Annotated in this window: 17 protein-coding genes and 1 tRNA gene; 9 read left to right on the top strand and 9 right to left on the bottom strand. The window is 58.7% G+C overall.

The window, feature by feature from the left end:
• Nucleotides 1-7 precede the first annotated feature (7 nt).
• The 7 genes from ftsA to ACR0DK_RS00700 all read left to right on the top strand — a co-directional run bounded on the left by ftsA (nt 8) and on the right by ACR0DK_RS00700 (nt 9,287).
• The gene (ftsA, locus tag ACR0DK_RS00730; protein WP_170392023.1) at nt 8-1,342 is read left to right on the top strand and encodes a cell division protein FtsA; all 1,335 of its coding nucleotides are present in this window, start codon (nt 8-10) and stop codon (nt 1,340-1,342) included.
• On the top strand, nt 1,329-1,748 hold the full coding sequence (locus tag ACR0DK_RS00725; RefSeq protein ID WP_170401361.1) for a hypothetical protein: 420 nt from the start codon (nt 1,329-1,331) through the stop codon (nt 1,746-1,748). The genes ftsA and ACR0DK_RS00725 overlap by 14 nt, the downstream gene beginning before the upstream one ends.
• Before the next feature lie 348 nt (nt 1,749-2,096).
• On the top strand, nt 2,097-3,698 hold the full coding sequence (ftsZ, locus tag ACR0DK_RS00720; RefSeq protein WP_170420842.1) for a cell division protein FtsZ: 1,602 nt from the start codon (nt 2,097-2,099) through the stop codon (nt 3,696-3,698).
• Between the two features lie 214 nt (nt 3,699-3,912).
• On the top strand, nt 3,913-4,833 hold the full coding sequence (lpxC, locus tag ACR0DK_RS00715; RefSeq protein WP_170420844.1) for a UDP-3-O-acyl-N-acetylglucosamine deacetylase: 921 nt from the start codon (nt 3,913-3,915) through the stop codon (nt 4,831-4,833).
• Nucleotides 4,834-4,959: 126 nt separating this feature from the next.
• Nucleotides 4,960-5,823, top strand: a complete 864-nt coding sequence (locus ACR0DK_RS00710) for an outer membrane protein assembly factor BamD (protein ID WP_170392015.1) — start codon at nt 4,960-4,962, stop codon at nt 5,821-5,823.
• Between the two features lie 36 nt (nt 5,824-5,859).
• Nucleotides 5,860-7,509 (top strand): DNA repair protein RecN, encoded by a 1,650-nt coding sequence (gene recN / locus ACR0DK_RS00705; RefSeq protein WP_223116775.1) that lies wholly within the window; start codon nt 5,860-5,862, stop codon nt 7,507-7,509.
• A gap of 92 nt (nt 7,510-7,601) precedes the next feature.
• Entirely contained in the window at nt 7,602-9,287 is a 1,686-nt protein-coding gene (locus ACR0DK_RS00700; protein ID WP_170392011.1) for a chloride channel protein, read from the top strand.
• On the opposite strand, the gene ACR0DK_RS00695 is transcribed toward ACR0DK_RS00700, so the two are convergent.
• Nucleotides 9,288-10,658, bottom strand: a complete 1,371-nt coding sequence (locus ACR0DK_RS00695) for a DUF3179 domain-containing protein (RefSeq protein ID WP_223116774.1) — start codon at nt 10,656-10,658, stop codon at nt 9,288-9,290.
• Between the two features lie 190 nt (nt 10,659-10,848).
• Between ACR0DK_RS00695 and speB the strand changes: the two genes are divergently transcribed.
• Nucleotides 10,849-11,820 (top strand): agmatinase, encoded by a 972-nt coding sequence (speB, locus tag ACR0DK_RS00690; RefSeq protein WP_480734568.1) that lies wholly within the window; start codon nt 10,849-10,851, stop codon nt 11,818-11,820.
• A 30-nt stretch (nt 11,821-11,850) separates the two neighbouring features.
• Here the strand turns inward: speB and ACR0DK_RS00685 are convergent, their stop codons facing one another.
• The 8 genes from ACR0DK_RS00685 to ACR0DK_RS00650 form a co-directional block, all read right to left on the bottom strand.
• Nucleotides 11,851-13,071 (bottom strand): aminopeptidase P family protein, encoded by a 1,221-nt coding sequence (locus tag ACR0DK_RS00685; RefSeq protein WP_480734567.1) that lies wholly within the window; start codon nt 13,069-13,071, stop codon nt 11,851-11,853.
• A 160-nt stretch (nt 13,072-13,231) separates the two neighbouring features.
• A complete protein-coding gene (locus ACR0DK_RS00680; RefSeq protein ID WP_170625296.1) occupies nt 13,232-14,443 on the bottom strand; it encodes an ABC transporter permease in 1,212 nt (403 codons plus the stop codon).
• A 5-nt stretch (nt 14,444-14,448) separates the two neighbouring features.
• On the bottom strand, nt 14,449-15,723 hold the full coding sequence (locus ACR0DK_RS00675) for an ABC transporter permease (RefSeq protein ID WP_170392001.1): 1,275 nt from the start codon (nt 15,721-15,723) through the stop codon (nt 14,449-14,451).
• Between the two features lie 70 nt (nt 15,724-15,793).
• The gene (locus ACR0DK_RS00670; protein ID WP_170391999.1) at nt 15,794-16,885 is read right to left on the bottom strand and encodes an extracellular solute-binding protein; all 1,092 of its coding nucleotides are present in this window, start codon (nt 16,883-16,885) and stop codon (nt 15,794-15,796) included.
• A 101-nt stretch (nt 16,886-16,986) separates the two neighbouring features.
• On the bottom strand, nt 16,987-18,087 hold the full coding sequence (locus ACR0DK_RS00665) for an ABC transporter ATP-binding protein (RefSeq protein ID WP_170401347.1): 1,101 nt from the start codon (nt 18,085-18,087) through the stop codon (nt 16,987-16,989).
• 132 nt (nt 18,088-18,219) lie between these two features.
• Nucleotides 18,220-18,933 (bottom strand): maleate cis-trans isomerase family protein, encoded by a 714-nt coding sequence (locus tag ACR0DK_RS00660; RefSeq protein WP_170594782.1) that lies wholly within the window; start codon nt 18,931-18,933, stop codon nt 18,220-18,222.
• Nucleotides 18,930-20,075, bottom strand: coding sequence for a M24 family metallopeptidase (locus ACR0DK_RS00655; protein ID WP_480734566.1), 1,146 nt, complete (start codon nt 20,073-20,075; stop codon nt 18,930-18,932). The genes ACR0DK_RS00660 and ACR0DK_RS00655 overlap by 4 nt, the downstream gene beginning before the upstream one ends.
• A complete protein-coding gene (locus ACR0DK_RS00650; RefSeq protein ID WP_223116770.1) occupies nt 20,072-21,115 on the bottom strand; it encodes a pyridoxal-phosphate dependent enzyme in 1,044 nt (347 codons plus the stop codon). Before ACR0DK_RS00650 ends, ACR0DK_RS00655 begins: the two co-directional genes overlap by 4 nt.
• Nucleotides 21,116-21,318: 203 nt before the next feature.
• On the opposite strand from ACR0DK_RS00650, the gene ACR0DK_RS00645 reads away from it, so the two are divergent.
• Nucleotides 21,319-21,404, top strand: a tRNA-Leu gene (locus ACR0DK_RS00645).
• Nucleotides 21,405-21,410 lie beyond the last annotated feature (6 nt).

Genomic DNA, 21,410 nt, shown 5'->3' with positions numbered 1-21,410 from the left:
GACCATGATGACCGATCTTTATCAGTCCCAAAGGGCTATGCGGCAGATGCGCCGACAGGCAATGCAACGCGGTGTAGTTGCTATCCTGGATGTCGGCAGCTCCAAAATCGCTTGCCTTGTATTGCGCTTCGACGGGACGGGGCGGTTGTCCGAGGATAACTCGATCGGCTCCATGGCCGGTCAGACCGGGTTCCGCGTCATTGGCGCTGCGACCACCCGCTCGCGCGGGGTGCAGTTCGGCGAAGTCACTGCGATGCAAGAAACCGAACGCGCCATCCGCACCGCACTGCAGGCGGCGCAGAAGATGGCCGATATCCGCGTGGATCACGTGATTGCATCCTTCTCAGGGGCGAACCCGCGCTCGTACGGGCTGGATGCACAGGTCGATCTGGAAGGGCAACTAGTTACCGAAGCCGAGGTCGGTCGTGTCCTGAACGCCTGCGATGTGCCCGATTACGGCGAAGGGCGCGAGGTACTGCATGCGCAACCGGTGAATTTCGCGCTCGACAACCGCTCGGGACTAATCGATCCGCGTGGGCAGTTGGGGCAGAGCCTTGCAGTGGATATGCACATGCTAACCGTCGATGCGGTGGCGATCCAGAACATCGTCCGCTGTATCAAGCGCTGCGATCTGGAGCTGGCAGGGATTGCGAACTCGGCCTATGTCTCGGGCATTTCCGCATTGGTCGAGGACGAACAGGAGTTGGGCGCGGCCTGTATCGATCTGGGCGGCGGCACCACCAGCATCTCGATCTTCATGAAGAAACACATGATCTATGCCGATTGCGTGCGCATGGGCGGGGATCACGTGACCAGCGACATTTCGATGGGCCTCGGCGTGCCCGCAGCGGTGGCCGAACGGATCAAGACCTTTAACGGTGGCGTTCACGCGACCGGAGCCGATGATCGCGACCTGATCGACATCGGTGGCGATACTGGCGATTGGGAGCATGACCGCCGTACCGTCAGCCGTGCCGAGTTGATCGGCATCATGCGCCCCCGCGTCGAGGAGATTCTCGAAGAGGTGCGTACTCGTCTGGACGCTGCCGGTTTCGACCACCTGCCAAGCCAGCAGATCGTTCTGACTGGTGGTGGCAGCCAGATCATGGGGCTAGACGGTCTTGCCAGCCGGATTCTGGGTCAGCGTGTTCGTTTGGGCCGCCCGCTGCGTGTTCATGGCCTGCCGCAATCCGCGACCGGGCCCGGTTTTTCTTCGGCAGTGGGGCTTAGCCTGTTTGCGGCGCATCCTCAGGACGAATGGTGGGATTTTGAGATCCCGGTCGACACCTATGCCGCGCGCCCGTTCAAGCGCGCCGTGCGCTGGTTCCGTGACAATTGGTAATGCCCTGCGTGGTGCAGCCGTTGGCGCGGCCCTTGGGCCCGCTGCGGCCCCGGCTCAAACCCTGATTACGCCAGAGGCGTTTCTGAGCGCCGTCGTTGGCAAAACGATCACCTTCCATGAAATCCGAAGCGGTATGTTGGTCGGAACTGAGGAATTTCTCAGCCCGACTCTCTCGGTCTGGCGGATGGAGGGGCGGGGCTGTGTCTATGGCCAGATCACCACGCCAAATGGCCAGATCTGTTTTCTGTACGATGATGCGCCCGATGGCCTGCCAGTCTGCTGGTGGCCCTACCTGTACAATGACCGGCTGATGGTGCGGCTGGCGCGCTTCGTCGGCAGCGAAACGCAAGAGGTCCGTAGCATCTCTGAAGATGGCCTGAATTGCCCAAGTGCCCCGGTAGGCTAAAGAAATCAGTTGCGGCAACTGCCAAATTGCCGCAAAATAAGGTTCAAGGCCCGGTAGAGGCCCAGCGGCAGGACATTGAGCAGTTTTCCGCGACCAAACGAGTGACTAAAAGTTTTCGCACCCCCTCAAGGCGGGTGGGGTCTTTCCGTGTGTAGTGGCGCATGAGCCTTTCGCCGCAACATGTCGCGGTAACAGCGAAATGCTGCTGTTTGCTGCCTTATTTCCTCCATATTTTGTGGATTCGTGCGATTTTTCTGGTGACGTTTCCGAAATGACACAGTAAAATCGACTGTGGATAGGTCAGAAAAACCGCATTTTGCGGCAACATAAAAAACAGGCGGACAGAGCATGACATTAAATCTTTCGATGCCCGGGCACGACGAACTCAAGCCTCGGATTACCGTATTTGGCGTTGGCGGCGCTGGGGGCAATGCTGTCGACAACATGATTGAAAAACAGTTGGACGGCGTAGAATTTGTCGTCGCGAACACAGACGCACAGGCGCTGCAGCAAAGCCGTTCGTCGGCGCGGGTGCAGCTGGGCGTCAAAGTCACCGAAGGGTTAGGTGCAGGTGCGCGTCCGACCGTGGGTGCTGCAGCAGCTGAAGAAAGCATCGAACAGATCGTGGATCATCTGGCGGGTGCGCATATGTGCTTTATTACCGCCGGCATGGGTGGCGGCACAGGCACCGGCGCGGCGCCGATCATCGCGCAGGCAGCGCGGGAGTTGGGTGTTCTGACCGTTGGGGTTGTCACCAAACCCTTCCAGTTCGAAGGCGCCAAGCGTATGCGTCAGGCCGAAGACGGCGTTGATGCGCTGCAGAAAGTCGTTGATACGCTGATCATCATTCCGAACCAGAACCTGTTCCGTCTGGCCAACGAAAAGACAACGTTTACCGAGGCGTTCTCGATGGCCGACGATGTCCTGTATCAGGGCGTCAAAGGCGTAACCGACCTGATGGTGCGTCCGGGTCTGATCAACCTCGACTTCGCCGACGTTCGTGCCGTGATGGACGAGATGGGCAAGGCGATGATGGGCACAGGCGAAGCGACCGGTGAAGATCGCGCCATTCAGGCAGCCGAGAAGGCCATTGCTAACCCGCTGTTGGACGAAATCAGCCTCAAGGGTGCCAAGGGTGTGCTAATCAACATCACCGGTGCGCACGACCTGACCTTGTTCGAACTGGACGAGGCCGCCAACCGCATCCGCGAGGAAGTGGACCCGGAGGCCAATATAATTGTCGGTTCGACCCTCGACACCGAGATGGAAGGCGGAATGCGCGTTTCAGTCGTTGCCACCGGTATCGATGCCAGCGAGAAAAGCGAAGATGTACCGGTCGCCCGCCGTTCGATGTCGGCTCCGCTGACACGCACGGTTTCGGCAGAAGACTCCACGCCTGAACAAATCGCTGCAGATGAGGCCCCGGCTGAGGACAACATTGCGCCCACGCTCTTCGAGTCCATCGAAGATGTCGAGTTCAATGAAGGCTGGCAAGACGAACAACCCGCTGCCGAGCAGGAAGATGACGGGCTGCCTCCGCCCGCCTATCAGCCTCAGGTTGCGCAGTTCGAACCGCAACCCGAAGTCGAAGAGACAGTCGACTCCTACGACGCACCGCGTGCCCAGACTCCCGGCACACCGTCTCCGGAAGCGATGCAGCGGTTGCAGGCCGCAGTTCAGAAAGTACCTTCGAACCGGCTGCGTCCGACGCCTGAGGCACCTCGCGAACCGGCCCCTCAGCCGCAGCAAGCGACCGAGGATCGCCCGCGTTTTGGCTTCAACCGATTGATTGACCGGATGACCGGCCATGCGGCCGATACGCCCGCTCAACCGGTACGCCAACAGCCTGCGATGCGGTCGGTTGACGCAACGGCACCTGTTCAGGATGAAGCCGATCCTGATCAGGAGCGCATCGAAATTCCCGCCTTCCTACGGCGTCAGGCCAACTGATCGCGGTAACAAAATCATCTCGAAGGGCCGCCATCGCGCGGCCCTTTTTTGTGGAAACACAAGGTGTTGAGCTGGTGTAAGCAGGGATTTGCCGATGTGTCACATTCATGTTTCATTCGGTTGCAAAAGGTGAGTTGAGCCTTGATGCCCCCTTCCTTAGTTGAGGGTGCAACACAGCCCCTGATAGGCTGGACACAACTCACCGAGGCTCACATTGCAACATACGCTCAAATCTTCAGTCACGTTTGTGGGCACTGGGCTGCATAGCGGCAAGCCTGCGACGATGGTTCTGAAGCCTGCAGCGGCAGGTCATGGAATCTGGTTCAAACGGACTGATATCGAGCTGGGCAATGCGTTGATCCCCGCTATCTATGACGTTGTTGAGCGGACGCCTCTTTGCACACGATTGGTTAACGATGCGAATGTGTCGGTATCGACTGTGGAACACATCATGGCGGCACTTGCCGGATGTGGTGTCCATAATGCGCTGATTGAAATCGACGGTCCCGAAGTCCCGATCATGGATGGTTCGTCCGTGGCCTTTGTTCGGGGCATCATGGCCAAAGGCGTTCGTCGTCAGGCTAGTCCGGTACTGGCTTATGAAGTGCTCAAACCCGTCTCTGTTGAACGCGAGGGCGCAAAGGCATCTATCGCGCCTGCGGAAGGTCTGGAGATCGAGTTCCACATTGATTTCGAAGATGACGCCATTGGAAGCCAGACAAAAGTTTTGGACATGCGCAATGGTTCGTTTGCGCGTGAACTCTGCGACAGTCGCACGTTTTGCCGCCGCACAGATGTCGAAGCGATGCGTGAAAACGGATTGGCCTTGGGCGGCACATTGGACAATGCCGTAGTCGTACAGGGCGACGAAGTCCTGACCCCGGGTGGCTTCCGTCACACGGATGAAGCGGTGCGCCACAAAATGCTGGACGCTCTGGGTGATCTCTATCTTGCAGGCGGTCCGATTCTGGGGCGCTTTGTCGGCGAGAAGTCGGGGCATTCGATGACTAACACATTGCTGCGCAAACTGTTCGAAACACCGGGCGCTGTGCGACCGATCCTTTGTACCCCTGAACAAGCCGCGCGTCTGCCCGGCCAGGGCCTTGTGCGAAGCGAAATCCCGCAGGTTGCGTGATCTGATCAACTCTGACGACATTTGCGCCATGAGGGTGGATAAGGCGTTTTGCACTGGAATTTTATGTGCTAGACCGAGGCCCGATCAGGGGTAATTCCCGCTAAGTAGACGACAAGGATGGGCGGAATGGTTGGCAGCAAAGCGGCAGTCAGAATCGCAGGTGCGCTTCTTCTGGCAGCAACTTTGACGGCATGTGGCAATGCCGGAGGTCTGTTTGGTAACCGTGGGGCAGACCGCAGCCAAAACCTCGAAGGTTTCACGCCTGAACAGATTTACACCCGCGGTGAATACGAGCTGTCGCAGAATCGCTCGGACGACGCGGCTTGGTATTTCTCTGAAGTAGAGCGGCTTTATCCTTATTCCGATTGGGCGAAACGTGCGCTGATCATGCAGGCGTTCTCATTCCATTCGGACCAGAACTATGAAGAAAGCCGCGCCGCCGCGCAGCGATATATCGATTTCTATCCCACTGACGAAGACGCCGCCTATGCCCAGTATCTTCTGGCGCTCAGCTACTATGATCAGATCGACGAAGTTGGCCGTGATCAGGGGCTGACCTTTCAGGCACTGCAGGCCCTGCGCACGGTGATCGAAGTCTACCCAGACAGTGAGTATGCCACATCTGCCGTACTGAAGTTCGACCTTGCCTTCGACCATCTGGCTGGCAAAGAGATGGAGATCGGGCGCTATTATCTGCGTCAGGATCACTTCACTGCGGCGATCAACCGATTCCGCGTGGTGGTCGAAGATTTTCAGACCACATCTCATACCGCCGAGGCGCTCTATCGCCTGATCGAGGCGTATCTGGCGCTGGGACTGGTGGACGAGGCACAGACCGCGGGTGCGATTCTGGGTTACAACTATCAGTCCTCGGAATGGTACGACGCGGGGTACACGTTGCTGACGTCGCGTGGTCTCGATCTAAAGAGCCGAGGTAACAATTGGCTCAGCACGATCTATCGCCAGACCGTCAAGGGTGAGTGGTTGTAACGGCCATGGCTAAAGGCTTGGGACGCTAAAGACCCGATGCTGCGCGCCCTTGATATCCGCGACATGCTGATCATCGACCGGCTGGAGCTGACGTTTCAGCCGGGCTTGAATGCTTTGACCGGTGAAACCGGCGCGGGCAAGTCGATCTTGCTGGATTCGCTGGGCTTTGTGCTGGGCTGGCGAGGGCGCGCCGAGCTGGTTCGTCAGGGGGCCGCACAGGGCGAAGTTGTGGCCGAGTTTGAACTGCCTGACGATCACCCTGCCCATTCGATTCTGGCCGAGGCGGGTCTGCCCGGTGGCGAGGAGCTGATCCTGCGCCGCGTCAACACGGCCGAGGGACGTAAGACTGCATGGGTCAATGACCGCCGTTGTTCGGGCGAAGTGTTACGGGCGCTGTCGGAAACTCTGATCGAACTACACGGCCAACATGATGACCGAGGCCTGCTGAACCCACGCGGGCATCGCGCAACGCTGGATGCCTATGCCGGGGCAGGGGATCAGTTGGCCGCCGTGCGTGCCGCATGGGGCCAGATGTCCATCGCCCGCAAAGCTCTGGCGCAGACTGAGGCAGCGCTGGAGGCTATGCGTGCCGAAGAAGAGTTCCTGCGTCATTCCGTTGCCGAGTTGGATCAGCTTGACCCGCAACCGGGCGAGGATGCCGATCTCGACGCCCGCCGCCGCATGATGCAAGGGGCCGAACGGATTCGCGACGACGTGGCCCGTGCCTTTGCCTTGCTAGGCGGCGACGGGGCCGAGGGCGCGATGGCCGATGCCGTGCGCTGGCTGGAAGGCGTGTCGGACAATGCGGGTGGCCAGTTGGAAGGCCCCATTGCAGCGCTGGGTCGCGCCCTGATCGAACTGGGCGAGGCGCAGGATGGGGTCAACGCCTGTCTGCAAGCGCTCGATTTTAACCCAGCGGAACTGGAACAGGCCGAGGAACGCCTCTTTGCCATTCGCGCGCTGGCACGCAAACACGATGTGGCCCCCGATGATCTGGGCACCTTCGCCGATACCTTGCGCGACCGCCTGAACCGGCTGGATGCAGGTGACGCCGACCTCAGCAACAAACGCGCTGCTGTGGACGCGGCACAAGCTGCGTATGACAACGCGGCCACCGCACTCGGCGAAACGCGCCGTAAGGCCGCCAGTGCGTTGGACACCGCAGTAATGGCTGAACTCGCGCCCCTGAAAATGGAACGCGCCGTGTTCCGGACCGAGATCACCGCGACCGACCCAGGCCCCGAAGGCACCGACGCGGTGGCCTTCACCGTCGCCACCAACCCGGGGGCGCCGTCAGGGCCGCTCAACAAAATCGCCTCGGGCGGCGAGCTCAGCCGCTTTCTGCTGGCGCTTAAGGTCTGCCTAACGGGCGAAGACAGTGCCCGCACGATGATCTTTGACGAGATTGACCGCGGTGTCGGCGGTGCCACGGCGGACGCGGTGGGCCGCCGTCTGGCCGCACTCGCGCAGGGCGGGCAGGTGCTGGTCGTCACCCACTCGCCGCAAGTGGCCGCACGGGCGGCGCATCACTGGCGGGTGCAGAAACAGGTCACCGGCGATCAGACCCTGTCCACCGTGATCCCGCTGGCCGACCCCGACCGCGTCGACGAAATCGCCCGGATGGTCGCAGGCGACACCATTACGGATGAGGCACGTGCCGCTGCCCGTGCCCTGTTGGATGCATGACGCGCATTCTGTGAGCATCTTGTCGTGAACCGACTTTTCTAAGGCGCGCGCGTGGCTTACTAAGGGTCAGGCGACCACCCCAACGAGGGCCAATGACCCAATCGACCCGCACCGTGCTGCGCAATCAGCTCAATCAAGCCCTCTCGGCGCTGCGGGATGCATGGCGGGTAATGCTTCATCGTGGCCCCAGCCAGATTCAGTTCTGGTTTATTGCTCTGGTCATCGGGATCGCTGCAGGCTTCATGGCGCTGGGATTCCGGATGGCGATCTCGTCGTTGCAGGCTTATCTCTACAACACCGAAGATATCCTGTTCCTGCACAGCCATGCTGAGAAGCTGCATTGGCTCTGGATTTTCCTTACACCTGTGGTCGGCGGGTTGGTCGTCGGGATCATCCTGAACAGGTACACCGATGATGGCCGTGTGCGTTCGGTAGCTGATGTGATCGAGGGTGCGGCCATCACTGATGGACGGGTCGAAAAGAAGGCCGGTATCGCATCTTTTTTCGCTTCGCTGATCACGCTCAGCTCAGGCGGATCCACGGGGCGAGAAGGACCTGTTGTGCATATGGCCGGGGTCATCTCGACTTGGGTCAGCGACCGTATCCACGCCGACGGTATCACCGGGCGCGACCTATTGGGTTGCGCTGTGGCCGCTGCTGTTTCGGCCAGTTTCAACGCCCCCATCGCCGGTGCCTTGTTTGCGCTTGAGGTTGTGCTGCGCCACTTCGCCGTTCATGCCTTTGCGCCCATTGTCATCGCCTCGGTCGCGGGGACCGTGATCAACCGGCTGGCTTATGGTGACGTGACCGAATTCACGCTGGATACGCCCGGGTCGTTGCAATTCTATGTCGAGCTGCCCGCCTTCCTGATCCTAGGCCTGATTTGCGGGCTGGTCTCGCTGCTGCTGATGCGATCGATCTTCTTCGCCGAGGATATCGGCACGCATATCCAAAACCGCTTGTCTCTGCCGCGCTGGCTGCGCCCCGGTGTTTCGGGCGCGATGCTCGGCCTGTTGGCGGTCTGGTTTCCGCACATCATCGGCGTGGGATACGAAACCACGATCCGTGCCTTGACCGGGGACCTCGTGCTGACGACCGCGATCCTGTTCGCGGTCATCAAAACCGTCGCAGTGGCGATTACCATGGGCGGTCGCATGGGTGGTGGTGTGTTTTCCCCTTCATTGATGATCGGAGCGCTGACCGGGTTGGCCTTCGGCCTGATCGCCACCGGATTACTGCCAGATGTGTCAGGCACCCATACGCTCTATGCCTTTGCCGGGATGGGCGCGGTGGCTGCCGCGGTGCTGGGCGCACCAATCTCAACCACGCTCATCGTGTTTGAATTGACCGGAGACTGGCAGATCGGCCTCGCCGTGATGGTTTCGGTCTCGATGTCCACTGCGCTGGCCTCGCGCCTTGTGGACCGGTCCTTCTTCCTGACCCAGCTGGAACGACGCAATGTGCACTTGGCCGCCGGGCCGCAGGCGTACCTGCTGGCAATGTTGCGGGCAGGCGCGGTGATGCGCCCGCTGGGGGACGCGCGTTCGATCTCCAAGGAAGACGCGCAGGCATTGATCGAACAAGGCCTATGCGTCAAGGCCAGCGCCACGCTTGAGGCCGCGATGCCATATTTCGACCGCGATGACATCCCTTGCATCCCGGTGGTGATCATCGACAAGGACGGCTGTGAAAACCCCGTTGGCGCGCTCTATCACATCGACGCGCTGAAAGCTTACAACCGCGCGCTGGCCGCCACAGCGGCCGAGGAACATTCTTGATCAGCGTCCGTAAACGCTGGCTGTGTCGCCCAGATAATTGTCCCAGGCAAACCAATACGAGATATGTCCCGCGACGCGCGGCAACTCTGCGCCATCCGGGCCAATCAGTGCCTCTTCGGTGACGCGCCACTTGTTGCCCGTTTCGTCCAGCAGCCCGCCATCGGTGGTCGCGCGGAACTGGCGCGATCCACGCTCGTAGGCGCGCACGCTGCGCTTGTCCGGGTCGCCCATCAGCATCAGTGCCCGCCCGCCAATCGCATCGTTGATCACCGGCTTGCCCTTGAACGCGTCCAACGGCCACGCCCGCGCCGCGCCGAACTGGCGCACGGCGAACACGTAGTCCTTCTGGCGATGCCGACTTTGATCGACCAAGGCCGGGAACATCAGATCGGGTGAGGCAAAATAATCGCGATACACAACGCCCGAGCCATAGTTGCGCCGATGACCGGTGCTGAGCGACAGCACCTGCGTATCTGGATGCGACGCCTTCCAGCTGTCCCAGCGGGTGATCACCACAGGACGCTGCTTCAGCTCGATCCCACTGTTGACCAGCGGTCCGACCACGGGCTTACCTGTGTACTGGTTCCATAACGAATGCGTCTCACGGTCGAACATCAATTTGTTCGACCGATACAGGAACCCGGACGAGCCAAATACAAACGGCTTCCGCCGCCCCTCGACCTGCGTTTCAAACAAAATCCCCGATCCGCACAGCGTACAATAGGCCAGTGCTACCGAAACGCCTCCGATCACCTCGTTGAACATCTCGTGCCAGCCCATGATGCGCAGCGGATAAGCGCGTACATCGCCGTTGATCGAGACGCCAAAGACCAGATCGTCGTCTTTCATGTAGTCCGCCCGCGCCGCAGGGATCAGCTTGGGATTGTCCAGCGAAGGGATACCGTCCTTGAGCACACCACCCCAACTGATCTCTTCCAGCCGAATCTTCATGTTGTCGCGTTGCAAATATTCGGGTTTCAGGAACACATCGAAGTTCTGATCGATGCCCAAAAGAACTTCGCGTTTGAACGGTATCAAAGATGGATGAGGTACAATCTGAGCGTTCCGTTCTTGCCATAGCATCCATTCGAACCAGTCTGTGCCGTGGCGCGCGCCGCTCAACGCTTCCATGACTTTGGCAATGTCTCGCTCTCGCCTTCTGCCATAGCGCATCGCCGTCAAAAGCGCGGGCACAACGTCCGGGTTGCCGCGCTCGGTCAGGAACGCCATCCCGGCTTCGAAATCGGTCCGACTACCATACAAAGTTGAACGTACGGCATCGTAGACAGGGTCATCCTGCGCCCAAAGAGCGCGAGGTGCTACAGCGCTTGCCCCCAACAGGCCGACAAAGCTGCGACGTGGAATCGACATGGCATCCTCCGATCGGGTTCATATTCGATCTTGCCCGCAAAGCAGATCACATACACGCAACACTCGCGTGAGTGGCTCGAATTTCTGAAGCTGCACGCCGGGCATCTCGACATTGGTCCATCCTGAGCACAAGATGCTGCTGCGATTGATGTCATCGAACGTGACAGTGGCAATGAAAAAGGAAATACCCATGCAAGACCATGGTTATAAGGCGGGGCGACTAAACCTGCCTTTTGTCGGCATCTCAACCTTCGCCAAATCTCCTTATGTTGAGAATTGGGATGAGATAGAGGCGGATATCGCCGTTCTCGGCGCGCCCTTCGATTTCGGGACCCAATGGCGACCGGGGGCGCGGTTTGGACCTCGGGCCGTGCGCGAAGCCTCGACCCTGTTCAGTTTCGGCCACGCCGGGGCTTATGATCACGAAGATGACGCAACCTATCTGGATGGCTCCGTGCGGATCGTTGATCTGGGGGATGCGGATATTATCCATACCAAGACCGAGGAAAGCCATGCGAATATCGAACTGGGCGTGGGCAAAATCCTGAAAGCAGGCGCGCTGCCGGTGACCATCGGCGGCGATCATTCGATCAACATCCCCTGTATCAATGCCTTCGCCGAGGATTGCGCGCAGAACGGCCCGATCCATGTGGTGCAGATTGACGCGCATCTGGATTTTGTCGATGAACGCCACGGGGTGACTGCCGGGCACGGAAACCCGATGCGGCGGGCGATTGAGAAAGACTATGTCTCAGGCATGACGCAGCTGGGCATCCGCAATGTCTCATCCACCGCGAAAGAAGGCTATGACGACGCCCGTGCGCGCGGGTCGGACATCCTGTCTGTGCGGCAGGTGCGCAAACTGGGGGCCGAGGCAGTGCTGGCGCGTATCCCGCAGGGGGCACGGTATTACGTAACGATAGATATCGACGCTTTTTGCCCTTCAATCGCGGCGGGCACAGGTACGCCCAGCCATGGCGGGTTTCTCTACTACGATGTACTGGAAATTCTACAGGGTCTGGCCAAACGCGGGGATGTTGTGGGCATCGATCTGGTCGAAGTCGCGCCTGCTTACGACCCGACGGAAAGTACCCAGGTTCTGGCGGCGCAGCTATTGCTGAACTTTCTGGGCTTCATCTTTTACGAACGAGCCCAGCGGTAGAAGGTGGGGCTTGTCGCCCCACCCGTTTTTTCATGCATCGATGATGTTGTGGCCGGGACCATAGGGGAAGCCGGTGATGTTCTCGGCCCCGTCTTCACCAACCACAAGGATATCGTGTTCACGATAGCCGCCCGCGCCGGGCTGGCCTTCGGGGATCCACAGCATCGGCTCGATCGAGACGACCATGCCGGGTTCCAGCACCGTGTCGATATCTTCGCGCAGCTCCAGACCGGCCTCGCGCCCGTAATAGTGGCTGAGGATGCCGAAGGAATGGCCATACCCGAATGAGCGGTATTGCAGCAGGCCCTCATCCGCGAAGAAGCGGTTGATCTCAGCCGTGATGCCCGAACAGGTCGCGCCGGGTTTGATCAGGCTCAGGCCCAGCTCATGCGCGGCAACGTTGGCCTTCCACAGGCGCAGGCTGTCTGCGTCGGGCTCGCCCAGGAACAGGGTGCGTTCCAGCGCGGTGTAATAGCCCGAGATCATCGGGAAGGTGTTCAGCGACAGGATATCGCCCTTTTGCAGCGCGCGTTTGGTGACAGGGTTATGGGCGCCATCGGTGTTAAGCGCCGACTGGAACCAGACCCATGTGTCGCGGTATTCGGCATCCGGGTAGGCGCGGGCGATTTCCTCTTCCATCGCATCGCGCCCGGCCATGGCGATCTCGATCTCGGTGGCGCCTTCACGGATCGCTGCGTGAATGGCGGCCCCACCCACGTCAGCGGTGCGCGCGCCGCCTTTGATCAGCTCGATCTCTTCTGCGGATTTCACCATGCGGGCAAACATCGTGTCAGGTGCGATATCGATCAGTTCCGGTCCGCCCAGCATGTCCAGCGCCGTGTTGCGCGCCGCCAATGTCATGTGGTCGCCTTCGATCCCGATCCGTTTGGCCCCGCCGATCAGGCTGGCCACTGCGCGCCAGTAATTGTCGCGCTTCCAGTCGGTGTAGATGACGTTGTCCTCAACCGAGCGCCGCCACGGTTGGCCCGCGTCGATGTTTGCCGAGACAGTGGTGCAAGCGTCCTGGGTTACTACGCAGCCGTAGGGGCGGCCGAAAGAGCAGTACAGAAAGCCGGAATAATAGGCGATGTTCTGCATCGAGGTCAGCAGGACGGCGGGGACGTCATGCTTGGCCATGATTGCGCGCAGGGCGCCAAGGCGGCGGTCGTATTCGCCCTTGCTGAACGGCAGGGGCGCTTTGTCGCCATTGTGGCAAATGAAGAATTCGGGGCGTTTTGTTGTGTCTGTCATGACTTGGTCTCTCATCATTGCCGGGCGGCAAACCCGGCCACTTGTCCCGGCGTTCAGGACAGGCGGTCTCGGGGTCCGAGAGCCGATCATCCCAGTGCGTCCGCGACGCCATCGCGGCTGGGATGAACAGGTGAATCGTTAGATCAGACCTAGGCCTGCGTCAAGCGGGGGAAAGGCCCCGCAGGCGCTCGGACCGGCGGCGCAGCAGCTCGACCGTAGTCAGCAGCGCAATCGAGATCACCACGAGGATCGTGGCCACCGCCAGAATGGTCGGGCTGATCTGTTCGCGCAGGCCGGTGAACATCTGCCATGGCAGCGTTTTTTGGCTAGCCGAGCCGACAAACAGTACCACGACCACCTCGTCGAATGAGGTGATGAAGGCAAACAAGCCGCCTGAGATCACACCCGGCAGGATCAAGGGCATCTGGATCTTGAAGAATGTCCGCACTGGACCCGCGCCCATATTCGCAGCCGCCCGCGTCAGCGAGCGGTCAAAGCCCACTAGCGTTGCGGTCACGGTGATGATGACGAATGGAATACCCAGAACGGCGTGAGCGAGGATCACTTTCACATAGCCCACAAAGTTCTTGTTCATGCCCAGTGTTCCCTCCATGAAGCGGCCGATATCGCTGTAGAAGAAGAACATGCCTGTGGCTGAAATGATCAGCGGCACGATCATTGGCGAGATCAGGATGCCCATGATGGCGCGGCGGCCTGGAACGTGGCTCTGGCTGAGGCCAATGGCCGCCAGCGTGCCCAGCGAGACCGAGATGATCGTTGCAATCGGAGCAATGATGAGTGAGTTCTTGAAGCTGCGCTGCCATTCATTGTTGGTGAAGAAGTCGCGGTAATGCTTCAGCGAATACCCTTCCGGGTCGAGCCGCAGCATTTCAGGCGTGAAGGTAAAAAAGTCCTGCGCGTTGAACGAAAGCGGCAGAACCACGAGGATCGGGGTGATCAGGAACACGAAGATCGCGCCGCAGATCACCCGGAACAAGTAGTGATAGAACACTTGCTTCGCGGTCAGATAGGGCAACAGTTTTTGGCGATATCGACCTTCGTACAGCCAAAAGATAAACCAGACGAAGAACCATCCACCCAACAGGCCCAGAACGCCGCCCATTGGGCCAGAGAACAGTAAACCGACGATGCCAAAGCCAAGGATATTGATCCATCGTGCCAGTTTTTCGTTCTTGAGTACCGTGATGTAGACCCAGGCCACAGCGGCGATCAAGGCTGCCCCGCCAATGATGCCGAGGAAGACCGAGCCATTGCCCGCGCCGACAAAGATACCGGCGAAGGCGCCTGCCAGCGCAACGCTTGGCAAAACCATGGACAAAGGTTTGCGGGATATCGGAGTAAGTGCGGCCATGTCGATTATCCCAGCTTCACGTTATCAATGCCGACAATCTTGTCGTAGCACCAGTAGAGCAGCAGTACGACGCCCAGAAGGATCGTTCCCAATGCCGCGGCCAGCCCCCAGTTCAGCGAGGACGAGATGTGATAGGCAATCCGGTTCGAAATAAAGACACCCTTGGTGCCGCCAACGATTTCAGGCGTGATGTAGTAGCCGATCGCCAGAATGAACACGAGGATTGAGCCCGCGCCAATGCCAGGAATGGATTGCGGGAAGTAGATGCGCCAGAATGTCGTCCAGTTGGTCGCGCCCATGGATTTTGCGGCGCGGGTGTACGAGGGCGGTATGGTCTGCATCACCGAATACATGGGCAGGATCATGAACGGCAGCAGGATATGCGTCATAGCTATGATCGTGCCGATCTGGTTGTTGATGATCACCAGCCTGGCGTCGTCGGCCACCAGTCCCAGCCAGACCAATGTTTCATTGATCACGCCCTGTTGCTGCAACATCACCTTCCACGCCGAGGTTCGCACCAACAATGACGTCCAGAAGGGCAACAACACGAGGATCATCAGCAGGTTCGACACCCGCATCGGAAGCGTCGCCAGCAAATAACTGACCGGATAGGCCAGCAGGATACAGGACGCGGTGATCACCAGCGACATGAACAAAGTGCGCCCGAACAGCTTGATCAGGATCTGCTTGTCCTCGGGCTGCGCCTGCGCGCCCTCGGGCGTGCGGCGCATGTCCACAGCGTTCAGGAAATAGCCATTGGTGACAGCGGGCGAATGCGTCTTGATAACCGCCCATGTCTGCGGTTCACCCCAGCCGTCGTGAATCTCGATGACCTGGTCTTTGAACGGCCCATCGGTTTCGGGGTCCAGCTTACCCATTTTCCGACCCGAGCGGCGGAACATCGAAGACATGCCTGTCTCTTCGTAGTTCAGACGCGAACCCAGCCGGGTGTGTGTCTTGTTATCGACGGCCACGACCATATCGCGGACAAAGGCGTCATAAACGGCTTCGTCGGGCAACTCGCCGCTGGTTTCATCCCAGCTTTGCAATGCTTCAACCGTCAGGGGCAGTGTCTCTTGTACGATGCTGTTTTCCACAGATCGGAACAGCATCGCCGCAATAGGCACGATGAACGAGAACATAACGAACAGCAGCAGTGGGGCGACCAGCATCAGGGCCCGCAGCTTTTGCCGTCGCAGAGACCGGGCCAGCGATTGCTTGAGTGGCGTGCCGTCCGCGGCCAGCATGGGACCAGTATTTTGGGTGGCGTCAGTCATCGGTACCCCTTGGGTATTTTTGGGGTCGGGGGCGATAGGCCGCCCCCGACAATCTCAGGAAATCAGACGCTTATTGCGCCAGCCAAGCCTGGAATTTGGCGTCGATATCGTCGCGGTAATCCGCCCAGAACTCGTAGTTATACAGGAACGTGTTCTTGGCGTTTTCCGGATCGGTCGGCATGTGTGGTGCCATGTCGATGCCCAGATCGGCGTGCTGACCCACCAGCGGAGCAGAGGAAGCACGAGCCGGGCCGTACGAGATGTACTTGGCCTGATCTGCCAGACGCTGCGTGTCAGTTGCGAACATGATGTAGTCCAGCGCGCGCTGTTGACGCTCTTCGCTCAGGCCAGCCGGAATGATCCAGCCATCAAGATCGAATACCTGAGCATCCCACAGCATCGCTACCGGCTGCTTTTGCTCTTCGATCACGCTGAACAGGCGACCGTTATAGGTCGAACCCATGACAACTTCACCATCAGCCAGCAATTGTGGCGTGTCGGCACCGGCAGACCACCAGACGACACTGTCCTTGATGGTGTCCAGTTTGGCCAGGGCCTGGTCCTGACCTTCAGCAGTGGCCAGAACGTCGTAAACGTCGTCTTTTGCAACGCCGTCACACAGCAACGCCCATTCCATGTTGTTGATCGGGCGCTTTTCCAGCGAGCGCTTGCCGGGATAGGCTTCAAGATCGAATACTGCGCAGATGTCGGTTGGCGGAGTATCACCGACCAGATCTGTGCGATAACCGAAAGTGGTTGAATAGACGATCTGCGGGATAAAGCAGTCGCTGACCAGAAGGTCACCGAAATCTTCGGAGGCAGGCGTGCCATCGGGGGCAGGGGCCAGTTGAGTGTCGAAATCGATCTCAAGTGCCAGACCTTCGTCGCAGAGGCGGATCGCGTCCGCCGCAACCACATCAACCACGTCCCATGTGATGTTGCCCGCTTCGTTCATCGCGCGCAGTTTGGCGACGGCCTCGTTCGAGCTGTCATCATTCAGGATGGTGACGCCGGTCTTCTCCGAATAGGGCTCGTGATAAGCCTTGAGCTGCGATTTGGAATAGGCGCCGCCCCACGAGACGATGGTCATCTCTTCGGCGGAAACGCCGCCAGCCGCTGTCGCAATAGCAGCTGCTGTCAGCAGTGTTTTGGTAGTTTTCATGTGTTACTCCCAGTACTTCCCGTTTGTTGTTTGGTCAGCTGACGCACGGGTTTTCGCCAGCTGGTCCCTCGGTAAGCCACGTTTGTACCGCGCGGCTTGGTCTATGCGTCGAGCGCACGACAATCCTTTGCAAGCCAGCCGATCTCGATTTCCTGTCCGGGATTCAGACGGATGGCGTCGGGGGCATTCCGTGTTTTGACGATGAACTCGTCATTGCCCGCCACCGACATGCGGAAGCGGAACACGTCGCCCATATAGATGAATTCCTTAACCGTTGCTTTCAGCGTATGTGCATCGGCATGCAGTCGGTCTTTATTGAATTCTACGCGCTCGGGCCGGATCGAGACCTTGGTACGTTCGCCCGGATTGTGCACGTTGATCGGCACCGCATCGATTTCCGAGCCGTCATCCAATTGCACAAGGCAGGTATCTCCATCGATGGATTTAACAACACCTTCCAGGGTATTGTTTTCACCGATGAATTGCGCCACGAAACTGTTGTCGGGTTCTTCATACAGCTGATCCGGCGGGGCCAGTTGCTGAATGCGGCCATCGTCAAACACCGCAACACGGTCGGACATGGTCAATGCCTCGGTCTGGTCGTGGGTCACGTAGACGGTGGTAATGCCCAGTTCATGCGCCAGACGGGTGATTTCGAACTGCATATGCTCGCGTAGTTGTTTGTCCAACGCACCCAGCGGTTCGTCCATCAACACCAATTCGGGCTCGAAAACCAGCGCACGTGCCAGTGCGATCCGTTGCTGCTGACCACCCGACAACTGCGCGGGGCGACGATTGCCGAAGGCACCCATCTGCACCATGTCCAGCGCGCGTTTGACTTTCTCCTCGCGCTCGGACTTGCCCAGCTTGCGGACTTCCAGCGGGAATGAAAGATTCTCGGCCACAGTCATATGCGGGAACAGAGCATAATTCTGGAACACCATCCCGATGCCACGTTTGTGCGGAGGGATATTGTTGATGGGTTTTCCATCCAGAAGAATCTCGCCATGTGTGGCGGTTTCGAATCCGGCAAGCATCATCAGGCAGGTCGTCTTACCTGATCCGGACGGCCCGAGCATGGTCAGGAATTCGCCCTTTGGCATTGCCAGGTTGAGATCTTTGACGACGAGGTTCTCGCCATCATAAGACTTTTGAACGCGTTGAAATTCAACAAACGCGGCGTCGCTATTTGTGTCGGTCACAAGACCCCCTGTTGCGTCAAATGATTACCCGGTTGGTCCGGGCCTCATTGATCTTCTCGTGCATTGATGACGAGGCTAACAAATGGTCGCAAGCCCGTAAAGCAATTGGAGTCGCGTAAACGCCGCATTTGCCTAATTTTGCGACACGTTCAGTTGTTTCATATGCCAGGCCAAACTCTGGTTGCTTGACAGGACAGGCTTACCGATCTGCGCTTCGATCCTTGGGATAGCCGTCAGTGTCCGAAGGTTCGTACAACTAAGGAATACGGCGTCGACTGTTGAATCTCTTCCCAGTCGCACGGCGGCATCGACCACGGAATCGGTTGAGATCCGCACAACTTTGGCTTCTTCGGATTCGCCGAAAGTGCCAAATACATCCATCGAGATGCCTTGTTCTGCAAACGCGCGTCGCAACGGAGTGTTTACTTCTTCAATGTAAGGCGACAGCAGTGCAAATTTTGAGACGCCCAAATGTCTCGCGCAGGCGGAGGCTGCCCGCAACGGGTTGGTGACGGTCGCTGTATTACAGGTCTGCATGACCATCTGCTCAACCCGATCCGAGCCGATAACCGAACTGGCTGACGTACATCCATAGCCAACAACTCGATAGGGCCGCGCCTTTGGCAGCAGATCAGCCGCTGCAGGCAAGTCGGTCTCCATCTGCGCCAGCGTGTCGGTGTTAACCTCGGCCCCGCTGGGAATGCGGCTGACATAAAGAGGGCTTTTGTCATCGATAAAAAGGCTACGAAACTCAGGTTCGATTGTCTCGTCAGTCTGTAAAACGATCAGCCCCATTGGTACGGCCGAGGGATCGTCAGGATCCAGTGTGTACGGCAACGTGCTCATATCTCGGCAATCTCCGGTCCTATCCGGGGGCTGAGGAATTCGGGCGCGCCTTCGGTTATCAGGATGTTTTCTTCGTGCACGAGAATTTTGCCATCGACCGCAATACCCGGTTCAAGCGTCAAAACCATTCCCGGTTGCAGTTCAGTATGATCATCGGGAATAAGCGAAGGCCATTCGGTCAACGACATTCCTAACCCGTGGCCCAGTCTCCCGGCATCGGTACCCGCGCTGCCATCGGTAAGTATTGTGTTCATCGTATGAAAAAGCTGAGAAGCCGTCACGCCTGGGCGGGCTTGATCAAACGCTGCATCCGAAGCCTCGACCAATCTGGCATGTGCATCGCGTACCGCCTTGCTCGCTGGGCCGACGGACCAATTGCGATCATAGTCGCAAAAATAGCCATCGTGGACGAGGCCGGTGTCGAGCATCAGCACATCGCCTATACGAAGCGGGGTCTGTGTCGCGGGTGAAATTACATCCGAGTACCCGCCTTGCTCGGCCCCTCCGGCCAGATAGGGCACCCAGTCGGCACCCTCTTCAAGGCAGAGTCTCTGAAAGTTTCGAAATATCTGATCCAGCGGTGTCCCTGCTGAGGCAATCTCAGGCACTCGTGCAAAGGCGTGGGCACCAATCTGACAGGCAGTTCGAATCTTTGCGATCTCGGCGTCAGATTTCACCATCCGCAGCGCCCGCAGGATGCCATGGTCACCCGTAATTTGGCGCGCTCCAATTGCGGATTCGAGATGCCTTAGATCGGCCAGTGGCATCCTTACATGGGTCTCATGCCCGTCGGGGCAGCCGATTGAGGCGTTTTCAGGCGTCAACTCTCTCAGTGTATCGGCCAGCAGAGATACCCCATCATCTTCAAGGTCGGGTGCACTCCAGGTTCGAATGTCGTCGATCCATGTCTGCGCCATCAATGCAGCACCGATGGATGGGATTACTGCAACCGGCTTGCCAGAAATCGGAACGATCAGCAACCAAGGCCGCGTTGGGCTTTCCCAGAAACGGGTCAGATAACCTGTGAAATAGCGAAGCTGGGGCTCAGTCGTAAGCAACAGGGCCGATAGACCGGTTTCTTGCATCCGATGCTGGGCGCGCGCAACGCGGATCGCGAATTCCTCTGGTGCGAAACCTCTCATGCAGGTTGCTCGCTCAAGATGCAGAGCACTTTGGAATTCGGTCCAATACCCAGTTCAATACGGATCGCGTCGTTCAGAACGGCCGCAATGCCAGCACCGCCCGAGGCGCTGGTTTCCAACCCGGCCTTCGCCATGGCCGGAAGCTGTGCTTCGACAGTGTCATCTTCGATTGTCACAAACAGATCGGCATCTCGGGCCAAGCCGTTCAAGGCGATCAGCGAGGGCTCTTTGCAATCCAGTCGCCCCATGATGCTGTCGGGCCCGTCAGCAAACACACAATGCCCCGCTTCGATACTGGCCTGCAGCGCCGGGGCAGAGGTTGGCTCGACAACAATGATCTGCGGAGCATCTCCCCAAACGACCCGCGCATAGGCAGCGACGGCTCCGGCCATGCCGCCAACACCGGCTTGCAAAAGAACGTGCGTTGGTGCCTCAGTACATTGCTCGGCGGCTTCGACCGCCATTTGCAGATACCCTTCCATCAGCAAGTACGGTAGTTCAGTATACCCCTCCCAGGAACTGTCCGAGAGCAAAGTCCAGCCATTGTCCTGCGCCGCCTGACTGGCTGCTTCCATGCTGGCAGCGTAATCCGCACCCGCCCGGACCACTTGTGCGTTTTGAGCGCGCAGGCGATCTGCAAAGCTTTCAGGAACTGTTTCTGCGATGTAGACAACTGCATCAGCTCCGAAAGTGCGCGCGCCCGCGGCCATGCTCATCCCGTGATTGCCCGCGCTTGCCGTAACATAGGTGCGCCCTTTGAGCGTGTTACCATCTGGCGTGACCGAGATGTCATTCGCTTCGCAGGCGATCACATAAGCCGCACCCAGCGCTTTGAACGATCCCAGGCCCATACGGCTTCGCTCATCTTTAACCCAGAGATTCGCGACGGGTGCCAGCGCCGATGCATTCACAAGGGGCGTTTCGACAAAGTCAGGACAGAAGGATCGATGCCGGCCCAACCCATCTGTCTCTACGGAGGGATAAGGGGCCTGATCCGAAAGCTTAGAACCACCTCGAAACGGGTTACTGACTAGTTTCATCGCTCGCTCCCTGATCTTGTGTTGCGCCGACGTGAACGAATTGGCCGAAGGCTGTCAAGCTCGGCCTTGATTCAGCAGGATTGTGTTCGTGTTCTGCATGCATCCCTGGATCTGATGAATGAGTATCTTTTCAATCGTTTTGGTTGGTTGTAAGTGTCTGCACACGACATCGGCGCGGTGAGACAAAACTTCGACGATGATGTGCGGGCGTGATGGAATGGTAGACATATCGGACTTAAAATCCGAAGGCCTTAGTGCCGTGTGGGTTCGAGTCCCACCGCCCGCACCAGCACCA

Source organism: Ruegeria sp. CE6, from assembly GCF_056537485.1.
This window is presented reverse-complemented; position numbering and strand designations above follow the sequence as displayed.